The sequence below is a fragment of the Escherichia sp. E10V5 genome, from assembly GCF_004212315.1.
Classification (GTDB): Bacteria; Pseudomonadota; Gammaproteobacteria; order Enterobacterales; family Enterobacteriaceae; genus Escherichia.
Map to the genome: position 1 here is coordinate 98,955 of NZ_RHJM01000023.1, position 12,193 is coordinate 111,147.

General features: G+C 52.0%; 14 protein-coding genes. 12 read left to right on the forward strand and 2 right to left on the reverse strand.

Annotation, left to right across the window (positions count from 1 at the left end; genetic code table 11):
• Positions 1-39: 39 nt before the first annotated feature.
• From D9738_RS16905 to D9738_RS16925, 5 genes are read left to right on the forward strand one after another with little or no spacing between them, the layout of a single operon-like run.
• Positions 40-741: a fimbria/pilus periplasmic chaperone gene (locus tag D9738_RS16905; RefSeq protein ID WP_135387025.1), complete on the forward strand. Its 702-nt coding sequence runs from the start codon at positions 40-42 to the stop codon at positions 739-741.
• 15 nt (positions 742-756) lie between these two features.
• Positions 757-1,254, forward strand: a complete 498-nt coding sequence (locus D9738_RS16910) for a fimbrial protein (protein WP_130260693.1) — start codon at positions 757-759, stop codon at positions 1,252-1,254.
• The gene (locus D9738_RS16915; protein WP_130260694.1) at positions 1,251-1,730 is read left to right on the forward strand and encodes a fimbrial protein; all 480 of its coding nucleotides are present in this window, start codon (positions 1,251-1,253) and stop codon (positions 1,728-1,730) included. The genes D9738_RS16910 and D9738_RS16915 overlap by 4 nt, the downstream gene beginning before the upstream one ends.
• 41 nt (positions 1,731-1,771) lie before the next feature.
• Positions 1,772-2,257 carry a fimbrial protein gene (locus D9738_RS16920; RefSeq protein WP_130260717.1) on the forward strand — a complete coding sequence of 162 codons (486 nt, stop codon included), beginning with the start codon at positions 1,772-1,774 and terminating at the stop codon, positions 2,255-2,257.
• A gap of 1 nt (position 2,258) precedes the next feature.
• Positions 2,259-3,086, forward strand: coding sequence for a StfH/YfcO family fimbrial adhesin (locus D9738_RS16925; RefSeq protein WP_130260695.1), 828 nt, complete (start codon positions 2,259-2,261; stop codon positions 3,084-3,086).
• A 44-nt stretch (positions 3,087-3,130) separates the two neighbouring features.
• On the opposite strand, the gene smrB is transcribed toward D9738_RS16925, so the two are convergent.
• Positions 3,131-3,682: an endonuclease SmrB gene (gene smrB / locus D9738_RS16930; protein ID WP_000730806.1), complete on the reverse strand. Its 552-nt coding sequence runs from the start codon at positions 3,680-3,682 to the stop codon at positions 3,131-3,133.
• 165 nt (positions 3,683-3,847) lie between these two features.
• On the opposite strand from smrB, the gene prmB reads away from it, so the two are divergent.
• From prmB to D9738_RS16960, 6 genes are read left to right on the forward strand one after another with little or no spacing between them, the layout of a single operon-like run.
• Positions 3,848-4,780, forward strand: coding sequence for a 50S ribosomal protein L3 N(5)-glutamine methyltransferase (gene prmB, locus D9738_RS16935; protein ID WP_130207278.1), 933 nt, complete (start codon positions 3,848-3,850; stop codon positions 4,778-4,780).
• A gap of 34 nt (positions 4,781-4,814) precedes the next feature.
• Positions 4,815-5,900 (forward strand): chorismate synthase, encoded by a 1,086-nt coding sequence (aroC, locus tag D9738_RS16940; protein WP_130260696.1) that lies wholly within the window; start codon positions 4,815-4,817, stop codon positions 5,898-5,900.
• Between the two features lie 3 nt (positions 5,901-5,903).
• Positions 5,904-6,728, forward strand: coding sequence for a penicillin-insensitive murein endopeptidase (mepA, locus tag D9738_RS16945; RefSeq protein ID WP_130207274.1), 825 nt, complete (start codon positions 5,904-5,906; stop codon positions 6,726-6,728).
• On the forward strand, positions 6,728-7,537 hold the full coding sequence (locus D9738_RS16950; RefSeq protein WP_064526496.1) for a sulfite exporter TauE/SafE family protein: 810 nt from the start codon (positions 6,728-6,730) through the stop codon (positions 7,535-7,537). Before mepA ends, D9738_RS16950 begins: the two co-directional genes overlap by 1 nt.
• Positions 7,537-8,085: an elongation factor P hydroxylase gene (gene epmC / locus D9738_RS16955; RefSeq protein ID WP_130257453.1), complete on the forward strand. Its 549-nt coding sequence runs from the start codon at positions 7,537-7,539 to the stop codon at positions 8,083-8,085. The genes D9738_RS16950 and epmC overlap by 1 nt, the downstream gene beginning before the upstream one ends.
• 33 nt (positions 8,086-8,118) lie before the next feature.
• A complete protein-coding gene (locus tag D9738_RS16960; RefSeq protein ID WP_000559761.1) occupies positions 8,119-8,397 on the forward strand; it encodes a YfcL family protein in 279 nt (92 codons plus the stop codon).
• A gap of 214 nt (positions 8,398-8,611) precedes the next feature.
• On the opposite strand, the gene mnmC is transcribed toward D9738_RS16960, so the two are convergent.
• Positions 8,612-10,618, reverse strand: a complete 2,007-nt coding sequence (gene mnmC, locus D9738_RS16965) for a bifunctional tRNA (5-methylaminomethyl-2-thiouridine)(34)-methyltransferase MnmD/FAD-dependent 5-carboxymethylaminomethyl-2-thiouridine(34) oxidoreductase MnmC (RefSeq protein ID WP_130260697.1) — start codon at positions 10,616-10,618, stop codon at positions 8,612-8,614.
• Positions 10,619-10,776: 158 nt separating this feature from the next.
• Between mnmC and fabB the strand changes: the two genes are divergently transcribed.
• Positions 10,777-11,997 carry a beta-ketoacyl-ACP synthase I gene (fabB, locus tag D9738_RS16970; protein WP_000817178.1) on the forward strand — a complete coding sequence of 407 codons (1,221 nt, stop codon included), beginning with the start codon at positions 10,777-10,779 and terminating at the stop codon, positions 11,995-11,997.
• Positions 11,998-12,193 lie beyond the last annotated feature (196 nt).

Below are 12,193 nucleotides of genomic sequence, written 5' to 3' on the forward strand. Positions count from 1 at the left end.
CATATCTCTTCAAAAAAGATCGTCACTACATTGACGTTGATGGCGGCGGCTGCAAGTTTTTACGCACAGGCTTCAGTGACGCCCGATCGTACCCGTTTGATTTTTAACGAAAGTGACAAATCTATTAGTGTTACCCTACGTAATAACGATCCTAAACTTCCTTACCTGGCGCAAAGCTGGATTGAAGATGAAAAGGGTAACAAGGTGAGTTCACCATTAGCTGTTTTACCTCCTGTACAGCGTATTGATGCGATGATGAACGGTCAGGTGAAAATTCAGGGATTGCCAGATATCCACAAATTGCCTGCCGATCGCGAAACGATGTTCTACTTTAACGTTCGCGAGATCCCGCCTAAATCGAATAAAGCTAACACGCTGCAAATTGCTCTGCAGACACGTATCAAACTTTTCTGGCGTCCTAAGGCACTGGAAAAAAGCAGCACACAAACTCCCTGGCAGCATAAAGTGACCCTAACCCGCAGCGGCCAGGAATTTACCGTCAATAACCCAACGGCGTATTACGTCATCATCAGCAACGCCAGTACGCAGAAAAATGGCAATCCAGCGGCGGGTTTCTCGCCGTTAGTCATGCCGCCCAAAACCAACGCCCCGTTAAACGTGAAAATGGATAGCACACCAGTGCTGACCTATGTCAACGACTATGGTGCGCGTATGCCGCTCTTTTTCCGCTGTAGCGGTAGTGCCTGTCTGGTGGATGAAGAACTAAGCAGCAAAGGCTGATTCCAGGAGAATCCGATGAGAAAGATGTTTCTGGTTAAATTACTGCTGGTTTTTGGTGTGGTGAGCCATCCTGCGGCAGGCGGAGAATCGAAATCCGTTGATCTGATATTGCGGGTGCTGGTCGATGCTCCGCCACCTTGTTCAGTAACGGGTAGTGCTGTGGAGTTTGGTGATGTGATCATCAAAAAGATCAATGGCACCAACTATCGCATGAATGCTGAGTACAAATTGGACTGTAAGGGAAGTCTAAGTGACGACCTGCAAATGCAGTTTAAGGGAACGACTACCACGATTAATGGCGAAACAGTGTTGAGTACAGGAATTTCTGGATTTGGGATTCGAATTGAAAGTGCGGCTGATAATTCGCTGTTTCCGATTGGCGAAAACAACTGGACGCCTTTCAACATCAACAGCCAACCGAAACTGAAAGCGGTGCCAGTAAAAGAGAGCGGTGTATCACTCGCGGCATCGGAATTTAACGCCAGTATGACGATGGTGGTGGATTACCAATGAAACGACTCGGTTTTTTTGTGATTTGTGGTTGCTGTTGCGTGGTACAGGCGGCGACACCAGACATTACTTTTCACGGAACTTTGGTATCACCGCCAGTTTGTACCATTAGCGGCGGGAAAACCATTGAAGTGGATTTTGGCGACATCCTTATTAATGACATTGACGGTGTTAACTTTCGTCAGACTGTACCCTATGAGATCACCTGTGATTCTGGAGTTCGTGATGCGGTTTGGGAGATGGCTCTGACCTGGAAGGGGACTCCCACCAATTACAATACGTCGGCAGTCCAGACCAGCGTTACCGACCTGGGCATTGAAATGCAACAAAATGGCAGTCCGTTTGAGCTGGATAAACCTCTGAGTATTGATCCTGCCAGCCCCCCAATGCTCAAGGCGGTACCGGTGAAAGCCAGCGGCGCGGTGTTGGGAGACGGAGCATTTTCCGCGTATGCCACGCTACAGGTGGATTACCAATGAAAACACAAGAATATGTTCTCGCAACGCTGCTGGGGAGCTTAATGCTGATCTGTGTAGCGCCGGTGCAGGCGGCTGACAACCTGCATTTTTACGGTAATTTATTGAATAAAACCTGTACACCGGTAGAGACACAAGGATTGCTGGCGGAAGTACAGTTTCCTACGGTGAGTGCACAAGATTTAGTGGTCGCCGGGCAGTCGGCCCGTGTGCCGGTGGTTTTTCAACTGAAAGACTGTAAGGGACCAACGTCATACAACGTAAAGGTAACCTTGACCGGCACGGAAGATAGCGAACAGCCGGGTATTCTGGCGCTGGATGCGTCATCGGGTGCGCAGGGAGTTGGTATAGGTATGGAAAAAAACGACGGCACACCTGTTGCTATCAATAGTACTACTGGAGCGACCTTTGTACTTAATAACGGCAGCAATAGTCTTAATTTCCGGGCCTGGTTACAGGCAAAAAGCGGTCGTGATGTGACTCCTGGCAATTTTACCGCCCAGCTAACCGCAACGTTTGAGTACCTTTAAAATGAAAAAATTACGCCATGTTTTTTGCTTACTAGTGTTGATACTAATGGTACCCACCGCGATGGCATCAACAATATTTCGTGATATGCACACGTTGATGGGGTATGCCGGTAACGGTAATACCGCAATCTGGTATGAACTTAATGTCCAAACTTTATCTGGCGTCTATCAGGGAACATATCACCGGGATGGTTATACTCTTTATACCGGAGATATTCCCAATATATCCTGGAATGGGCCAGGGACAGCACCAGAAATTAATGTGAAAAGTGGGGATTATATTGACTCATCGAATTGCCCAGGGTTGCCGACATCGGGAGGTTTTAGTTGTAGTAAGGTTATCATGGATATTATCGTTGAAGGCGATCCCGGTAGCTGTCCCTGGATAGTGACCAGTAATATCAAAACACAAGCAAGAGCGACTGGTACTGTTTACCTGGGGCCTTCAGCGTTTAACTCCACCTGTCCGCCAGTTCCTTTAGACCCTTATGATGTTTCATGGAGTCCAAATTCGGTAGTGCATAGCAAGCTGTTATCATTGAAATCCACGGGAGGGATAATCGAAAATACACTCCCTACCTTTTTGATGAAGGATGGCAAGTTGTGTGATGGTAGCCAATTTAACGAGCGTGGCGCATATTGTCGTTTTATTTCGCAAATGATCACTTTTACGTCATATGGTTGTACAGATAGCAAAGTGACAACCATACCAAACCGACATGCGATAACCGACAAACAACTACATGATATTGTGGTGCGTGTCGATACTACTACACCGCAGCCAATAGATTCCACTTGCCGATTCCAGTATGTGCTGAATATGTTGTAGCGACCAAACCGGATACGGCGTTTATGCCGTATCCGGTTTTGCGTTCAGGGCAACTCAGGCGGCAGCCACTCTTCCACCTCAATCAACACCAATAACGCCGCATCACCACCGTACTCTTTGGGGGCCTGGTGAAACGCCATCACATGCGGATGTTGCGCCAGCCACAGTGGTGTTTGTTGCTTCAAAATATGCTTACCATGCCCATGCATCACACAGGCGCAAAACACATGTTCACGGCGGCAGGCGGCAATCAACGCGCCCAGCTCCTGTTTGGCTTGTAGCTGCGTCAGACCGTGCAAATCAAGAAACAACTCCGGTGAATAATCACCGCGCCGCAGTTTCTTCGCCTCAAAATGGCTTACATCCGGGCGGACATATTTCACCGGGCCTTCGGTATTCAATAACGGCTGAAACTCATCTGAGAAATAATGGCTGGCATCGGCCTGTTCCTGAATCAACCGCTTAACCGGCACTTCGCTGATTTTTTTACGCTGCGGTCGGTGGACAATCGTATCTTGCTTTATCTTGCGAGTCCCCGCCATCAACTGGCGAAACAGAGCCTGGTCCTCCTCGCTAAGTGTTGTTTTCTTTTTCATTGATGTGTCTCTATTTCTAATTTCCCTACAGTTTACCCGACTCGTCGCGCAATCGATCGTTTTAAACGTATTTTTCCTCACTCACCGCGCGTGAATGCTGATTTATCGTCATCTTCATGGCAAACTAGCCGCCGAAATTATTGCGATCATGCCCTGGAGGAATACGTGGATAAAATTTTCGTTGATGAAGCAGTAAATGAGCTGCAAACCATTCAGGACATGTTGCGCTGGTCGGTTAGCCGCTTCAGTGCGGCAAATATCTGGTACGGTCACGGCACCGATAACCCATGGGATGAAGCCGTACAGCTGGTGTTGCCTTCGCTCTACCTGCCGCTGGATATTCCGGAAGATATGCGCAATGCGCGTCTGACCTCCAGCGAAAAACACCGCATTGTTGAGCGCGTGATCCGCCGCGTCAACGAACGCATTCCGGTGGCTTATCTGACCAACAAAGCGTGGTTCTGCGGCCATGAATTTTACGTCGATGAACGCGTGCTGGTGCCGCGCTCGCCGATTGGTGAACTGATCAACAATAAATTTGCCGGACTCATCAGTAAACAACCGCAGCATATTTTAGATATGTGTACCGGGAGCGGCTGTATTGCCATTGCCTGTGCTTATGCCTTCCCGGAAGCTGAAGTCGACGCGGTGGACATCTCTCCAGACGCGCTGGCGGTTGCCGAACAGAACATCGAAGAACACGGTCTGATCCACAACGTCATCCCGATTCGTTCCGATCTGTTCCGTGATTTACCGAAAGTGCAGTACGACCTGATCGTCACCAACCCGCCGTATGTCGATGCGGAAGATATGTCCGACCTGCCAAATGAATACCGTCACGAGCCGGAACTGGGCCTGGCGTCTGGTACCGACGGCCTGAAACTGACCCGCCGCATTCTCGGTAACGCGGCAGATTATCTTGCTGATGATGGTGTGCTGATTTGTGAAGTCGGCAACAGCATGGTACATCTTATGGAACAATATCCGGATGTTCCGTTCACCTGGCTGGAGTTTGATAACGGCGGCGACGGTGTGTTTATGCTCACCAAAGCGCAGCTTATTGCCGCACGTGAACATTTCGCGATTTATAAAGATTAAATAAACACGCAAACACAACAATAACGGAGCCGTGATGGCTGGAAACACAATTGGACAACTCTTTCGCGTAACCACCTTCGGCGAATCGCACGGGCTGGCGCTCGGTTGCATCGTCGATGGTGTTCCGCCAGGCATTCCGCTGACGGAAGCGGATCTGCAACACGATCTTGACCGCCGCCGCCCTGGGACATCGCGCTATACCACCCAGCGCCGCGAGCCGGATCAGGTCAAAATTCTCTCCGGTGTTTTTGAAGGTGTGACCACCGGCACCAGCATTGGCCTACTCATAGAAAACACCGACCAGCGTTCTCAGGATTACAGCGCAATTAAGGACGTTTTCCGTCCAGGCCATGCCGATTACACCTACGAACAAAAATACGGTTTGCGCGACTATCGCGGCGGTGGACGCTCTTCCGCCCGTGAAACCGCCATGCGCGTTGCGGCAGGGGCGATTGCCAAAAAATATCTTGCTGAGAAATTCGGTGTCGAAATTCGCGGCTGCCTGACCCAAATGGGCGACATTCCGCTGGAAATCAAAGACTGGTCGCAGGTCGAGCAAAATCCGTTCTTCTGCCCGGACCCGGACAAAATCGAAGCCTTAGATGAACTGATGCGCGCGCTGAAAAAAGAGGGCGACTCCATTGGCGCGAAAGTCACCGTTGTTGCCAGTGGCGTCCCCGCCGGACTTGGCGAGCCGGTCTTTGACCGCCTGGATGCCGACATCGCCCATGCGCTGATGAGCATCAACGCGGTGAAAGGCGTGGAAATCGGTGATGGTTTTGACGTGGTGGCGCTGCGCGGCAGCCAGAACCGTGACGAAATCACTAAAGACGGTTTCCAGAGCAACCATGCGGGCGGCATTCTTGGCGGTATCAGCAGCGGGCAGCAAATCATTGCCCATATGGCGCTGAAACCGACCTCCAGCATTACCGTGCCGGGGCGCACCATTAACCGCTTTGGCGAAGAAGTTGAGATGATCACCAAAGGTCGTCACGATCCTTGTGTCGGGATCCGCGCGGTGCCGATCGCTGAAGCGATGCTGGCGATCGTTTTAATGGATCACCTGTTACGGCAGCGGGCGCAAAATGCCGATGTGAAGACTGATATTCCACGCTGGTAAAAAATGAACAAAACTGCGATTGCGCTGCTGGCCCTGCTTGCTAGTAGCGTCAGCCAGGCAGCGACGCCGTGGCAAAAAATAACCCAACCTGTGCCGGGTAGCGCACAATCGATAGGTAGTTTCTCCAATGGTTGTATCGTCGGCGCTGACACGCTGCCGATACAGTCCGAACATTATCAGGTCATGCGTACCGATCAGCGTCGCTACTTCGGTCACCCGGACCTGGTGATGTTTATCCAACGTCTGAGTAGTCAGGTGAGCAATCTGGGCATGGGGACGGTGTTGATTGGCGATATGGGGATGCCTGCTGGTGGGCGTTTCAACGGCGGTCACGCCAGCCACCAGACCGGACTGGATGTCGATATCTTCCTGCAACTGCCGAAAACACGCTGGACCTCCGCGCAACTCTTGCGCCCGCAAGCGTTAGATTTGGTTTCCCGCGACGGTAAACACGTTGTCCCGACGCTGTGGAAGCCGGAAATTTTCAGCTTGATCAAACTCGCCGCCCAGGACAAAGACGTCACGCGCATTTTTGTTAATCCAGCGATTAAACAACAACTTTGCCTTGATGCCGGCACCGATCGCGACTGGTTGCGCAAAGTGCGACCCTGGTTCCAGCATCGCGCGCATATGCATGTACGATTACGTTGTCCTGCCGATAGTCTGGAGTGTGAAGATCAACCTTTACCGCCACCAGGCGATGGTTGCGGGGCAGAACTGCAAAGCTGGTTTGAACCTCCAAAACCGGGAACAACAAAGCCTGAGAAGAAGACACCGCCTCCGTTGCCGCCTTCCTGCCAGGCGCTACTGGATGAGCACGTGATCTAATGGAAACGTTTAATAGCCTGTTTATGGTTTCCCCGCTGTTGCTAGGTGTTCTCTTTTTTGTCGCCATGCTGGCGGGATTTATCGACTCGATTGCCGGTGGCGGTGGGTTACTCACCATTCCGGCATTGATGGCGGCGGGGATGTCTCCCGCTAATGCGCTGGCAACCAATAAACTGCAAGCCTGCGGCGGCTCTATTTCCGCCACTATCTACTTTATTCGCCGCAAAGTGGTTAGTTTAAGCGATCAAAAACTCAATATCGCCATGACCTTTGTCGGCTCAATGAGTGGCGCACTGCTGGTGCAATATGTTCAGGCCGATATATTACGGCAGATATTGCCCATCCTCGTGATTTGCATCGGCCTCTATTTCTTGCTGATGCCAAAGCTGGGTGAAGAAGATCGCCAGCGCCGGATGTACGGTTTGCCCTTCGCGTTAATTGCCGGTGGTTGCGTCGGTTTTTATGACGGATTCTTTGGTCCGGCAGCCGGATCGTTTTACGCGCTGGCCTTCGTTACCCTGTGCGGATTCAACCTCGCCAAAGCCACGGCTCACGCAAAATTACTCAACGCAACGTCAAATATCGGCGGTTTACTGCTGTTTATTCTCGGCGGCAAAGTGATTTGGGCGACGGGCTTTGTGATGCTGGTGGGGCAGTTCCTCGGCGCGCGCATGGGTTCACGACTGGTGTTGAGCAAAGGACAAAAGCTGATCCGCCCGATGATCGTTATCGTCTCGGCGGTGATGAGTGCCAAATTACTTTATGATAGCCACGGACAGGAGATCCTCCACTGGTTGGGGATGAACTAATGAACAGTACACACCACTATGAGCAGTTAATTGAAATTTTTAATAGCTGCTTTGCCGATGAATTTAATACCCGTCTGATTAAAGGCGACGACGAACCGATCTATCTTCCTGCTGATGCGGAAGTACCGTATAACCGAATCGTCTTCGCTCATGGCTTTTACGCCAGCGCCATCCACGAGATTTCGCACTGGTGTATTGCCGGGAAAGCGCGCCGTGAGCTGGTTGATTTCGGTTACTGGTATTGCCCGGACGGTCGCGATGCCCAAACGCAAAGCCAGTTTGAAGATGTTGAAGTGAAGCCGCAGGCGCTCGACTGGTTGTTCTGCGTGGCGGCTGGATATCCGTTTAACGTCAGTTGCGACAATCTGGAAGGGGATTTCGAACCGGATCGTGTGGTGTTTCAACGGCGAGTACATGCGCAGGTGATGGATTATCTGGCTAACGGTATTCCAGAACGTCCGGCACGCTTAATTAAAGCATTACAAAATTATTATCACACGCCGGAACTTACGGCGGAACAATTCCCGTGGCCGGAAGCGCTCAACTGAAGCCGGCGCCACGTTTTACAATGAGGAAAGAAGATGATCGCGGAGTTTGAATCACGCATTCTGGCATTAATCGACGGTATGGTTGACCATGCCAGTGATGATGAGTTGTTTGCCAGTGGGTATTTGCGTGGCCACCTGACATTAGCCATCGCAGAACTGGAAAGTGGTGATGACCACTCCGCTCAGGCGGTGCATACGACCGTTAGCCAGAGTCTGGAAAAAGCTATTGGTGCCGGTGAGTTGTCGCCGCGGGACCAGGCGCTGGTAACCGATATGTGGGAACACCTGTTTCAGCAGGCGTCACAGCAGTAAGTTGTTGGCGTCTGGAGCACCATGCCTGATGCGACGCTTACCGCGTCTTATCAGGACTACATGTCACACGTAGGTCGGATAAGGCGTTCACGCCGCATCCGACATTGGGAGCACCATGCCTGATGCGACGCTTATTGCGTCTTATCAGGCCTACAGGTCACACGAGGTCGGATAAGGTGTTCACGCCGCATCCGACAAACAATGCCAAAGCAGATTACCCCGCCTTAACCGCTTTACCTTTCAACAACTTCCGCACCCATAACCTATTCGGATTTAACGCCGCCAGCGTACTGGCATCCATCGGAATCGGTTCTTCACTCATCTGTGCCGCCAGAATTTCGGCGCACAGTGGGGCAGAACACAAACCACGCGAACCCAAAGCAGCAAGCATAAAGAGATCGTCATAAATCGGCGCGCTTACCGCCTCATCTTTTTGCTCCGTCAGCGACGCATATTCCACGAGTGTAGCGTCATAATCAGGCACGTTGCCTACCATTGGCAGATGATCGCGGGTGGCACAACGCACACCGCAGCGCGCCTCTTTATCACTGACATCAACCGCTTTCGCCCATTGTGCCTGCGGGAAACAATCAATCAACCGCTGGCGATTCTGCTGCTGATCGTCCTCACTGTACGCCGTCTCTTCGCTGCCGCGATGATAACTGGCACCAATACAATGGTGTTGATTCGCCGGATTTTGTGGCGTGAGATAACCGTCATAGCACAGCACCTGCTTCAGTTTTGCCAGTTCCGGCGTTGTCGGAATATGGCTGACCTGCCCGGCAACCGAATATACTGGCAGAGATGATGTTTGGCTGAAACCGCTGATTTGATGCCCGTTCGCCAGTACCACCACGTTATGCGTCGCGTGCTGATCACCTGCAAAATTCAACAACCAACCGTCATCCTTACGGGATAAATCCTGTAACTGATGTTGATAACGAATCTGCAAACCTTGCTGTTCCGCCAGTACCAGCACATTACGGGTCAATTCCGCCGGACACAGCCAGCCACCTTGCGGATAAGTAATACCGCTGCAATTTGTCGCAACGCCCGTAATTTGTTCAACCGCATTTGTCTCAACGGCTACGGCCAACTCTGCGGGTAAATCCATCGACAGCATCTGTGCGATTTTATGCTGGCTTTTCTCATCCCAGCCTAACTGCGTTACGCCGCACCAGTCATGATCAAATTTAACGGGTAATTGGTCGTAAAGCCGACGAGCAAAAGTAAATGCATTAGAGAAAAAGCGGTTTAGCGCCTCATCGTGTTTACTTAAAAGCGGATACAGCGCCCCCTGGCGATTGCCGGAAGCACCCAGCGCGGGGGCCTCATCCGCGCAATAAAGCGTTACCTGCCAGCCGCGACGTAATAGTGCCAGCGACAACAACGCGCTGGCAATGCCGCCGCCGATAATTGCCGCTTCCCGTTTGCGGCTGCCCGTACGATTAAACCACGGTGTGGAGCAGGGGAGTGGTAATGTCTGTTCCATCACTCCGCAAAGCATTTCCCGTTTGCGCCCAAAGCCCTTACGCTTTTGCATGGTGAATCCGGCTTCCTGCAAACCGCGGCGGACAAAACCGGCAGAAGTAAATGTCGCCAGCGTGCCGCCCGGACGCGCCAGTCGTGCCATGGCGTTAAACAGATTTTGCGTCCACATATCCGGGTTTTTCGCTGGCGCAAAGCCGTCCAGAAACCAGGCATCTACTTTTTGATTTAGCGAATCGTCCAGTTGGCTGGTCAGTTCGTTTATATCGCCAAACCATAAATCCAGCGTTACGCGGCCTTCATCGAGCAATAAACGATGGCAACCGGGCAGGGGCAAAGGCCACTGCGCCTGAAGCTGTTCCGCCCACGGCGCAAGTTCCGGCCAGTGTTGGTGCGCTAGCGCTAAATCCGCACGGGTGAGGGGAAATTTCTCAAAACTTATAAAGTGGAGGCGCTTTAACTGCGCCTGTGGACGCGCTTCGCGAAACTGATCAAATGCCTGCCAAAGCGTCAGGAAGTTTAATCCGGTGCCGAAGCCGCTTTCTGCTACCACAAACAGAGGATGCGGATGCTCAGGAAAGCGTGCCTCTAATTGGTTACCCCCAAGAAAAACATAACGCGTCTCTTCCAGTCCGTTATCGTTGGAAAAATAGACATCGTCAAAATCTCGGGAAACAGGTGTACCCTCAGCATTAAATTCAAGGTTGGCAGGTTGTATGGAGTAGTGTTTCACGTAAGTTACTCGTCTTACAGGCGGTGGCTCGATCTTAGCGATGTGTGCCAGGCTGCGCAAATTTCTCTATTAATTGGCTGATCGGACTTGTTCGGCGTACAAGTGTACGCTATTGTGCATTCGAAACTTACTCTATGTGCGACTTACAGAGGTATTGAATGAAACGTGCAGTGATTACTGGCCTGGGCATTGTTTCCAGCATCGGTAATAACCAGCAGGAAGTCCTGGCATCTCTGCGTGAAGGACGCTCAGGGATCACTTTCTCTCAGGAGCTGAAGGATTCCGGCATGCGTAGCCACGTTTGGGGCAACGTAAAACTGGATACCACTGGCCTCATTGACCGCAAAGTTGTGCGCTTTATGAGCGACGCATCCATTTATGCATTCCTTTCTATGGAGCAGGCAATTGCAGATGCTGGCCTCTCCCCGGAAGCTTACCAGAATAACCCGCGCGTTGGCCTGATTGCAGGTTCCGGCGGCGGCTCTCCGCGTTTCCAGGTGTTCGGCGCTGACGCAATGCGCGGCCCGCGTGGCCTGAAAGCGGTTGGCCCGTATGTGGTCACTAAAGCGATGGCATCTGGCGTTTCTGCCTGCCTCGCCACGCCGTTCAAAATCCACGGCGTTAACTACTCCATCAGCTCCGCGTGTGCGACTTCCGCACACTGTATCGGTAACGCAGTAGAGCAGATCCAACTGGGCAAACAAGACATCGTGTTTGCCGGCGGCGGCGAAGAGCTGTGCTGGGAAATGGCCTGCGAATTCGACGCAATGGGCGCGCTGTCTACCAAATACAACGACACCCCGGAAAAAGCCTCCCGTACTTATGACGCTCACCGTGACGGTTTCGTTATCGCTGGCGGCGGCGGTATGGTGGTGGTCGAAGAACTGGAACACGCGTTGGCTCGTGGTGCTCATATCTACGCTGAAATCGTTGGCTACGGCGCAACGTCTGATGGCGCAGACATGGTTGCTCCGTCTGGCGAAGGCGCAGTGCGCTGCATGAAGATGGCGATGCACGGTGTTGATACCCCAATCGACTACCTGAACTCCCACGGTACTTCGACTCCGGTTGGCGACGTGAAAGAGCTGGCGGCTATCCGTGAAGTGTTCGGCGATAAGAGCCCGGCGATTTCTGCAACCAAAGCAATGACCGGTCACTCTCTGGGCGCTGCTGGCGTACAGGAAGCTATCTACTCTCTGCTGATGCTGGAACACGGCTTTATCGCCCCGAGCATCAACATTGAAGAGCTGGACGAGCAGGCTGCGGGTCTGAACATCGTGACCGAAACGACCGATCGCGAACTGACCACCGTGATGTCTAACAGCTTCGGCTTCGGCGGCACCAACGCCACACTGGTAATGCGTAAGCTGAAAGATTAATTCGGAGTAGGTCGGATAAGACGCGCCAGCGTCGCATCCGACGATACGCGGCAATGTCGCATCCGGCACTAACGCAAAAGGGAACCCGATGGTTCCCTTTTTCACATCATTGACAATCGCCGCCTGTTCCAGGCAAACTTCCCATTTTGTCGATTTCCTTCTGAAAAGACGTACGCGTTAAATCCTGCCAACGCAC

What these genes read in the sequence shown, in the direction of transcription:
- D9738_RS16950 (WP_064526496.1), top strand. Translation starts at nt 6,728, where the DNA reads ATGGAAACGTTTAATAGCCTGTTTATGGTTTCCCCGCTGTTGCTAGGT.
- D9738_RS16920 (WP_130260717.1), top strand. Translation starts at nt 1,772, where the DNA reads ATGCTGATCTGTGTAGCGCCGGTGCAGGCGGCTGACAACCTGCATTTT.
- D9738_RS16905 (WP_135387025.1), top strand. Translation starts at nt 40, where the DNA reads ATGGCGGCGGCTGCAAGTTTTTACGCACAGGCTTCAGTGACGCCCGAT.
- epmC (WP_130257453.1), top strand. Translation starts at nt 7,537, where the DNA reads ATGAACAGTACACACCACTATGAGCAGTTAATTGAAATTTTTAATAGC.
- mepA (WP_130207274.1), top strand. Translation starts at nt 5,904, where the DNA reads ATGAACAAAACTGCGATTGCGCTGCTGGCCCTGCTTGCTAGTAGCGTC.
- fabB (WP_000817178.1), top strand. Translation starts at nt 10,777, where the DNA reads ATGAAACGTGCAGTGATTACTGGCCTGGGCATTGTTTCCAGCATCGGT.
- D9738_RS16960 (WP_000559761.1), top strand. Translation starts at nt 8,119, where the DNA reads ATGATCGCGGAGTTTGAATCACGCATTCTGGCATTAATCGACGGTATG.
- smrB (WP_000730806.1), bottom strand. Translation starts at nt 3,682, where the DNA reads ATGAAAAAGAAAACAACACTTAGCGAGGAGGACCAGGCTCTGTTTCGC.
- D9738_RS16925 (WP_130260695.1), top strand. Translation starts at nt 2,259, where the DNA reads ATGAAAAAATTACGCCATGTTTTTTGCTTACTAGTGTTGATACTAATG.
- aroC (WP_130260696.1), top strand. Translation starts at nt 4,815, where the DNA reads ATGGCTGGAAACACAATTGGACAACTCTTTCGCGTAACCACCTTCGGC.
- D9738_RS16910 (WP_130260693.1), top strand. Translation starts at nt 757, where the DNA reads ATGAGAAAGATGTTTCTGGTTAAATTACTGCTGGTTTTTGGTGTGGTG.
- D9738_RS16915 (WP_130260694.1), top strand. Translation starts at nt 1,251, where the DNA reads ATGAAACGACTCGGTTTTTTTGTGATTTGTGGTTGCTGTTGCGTGGTA.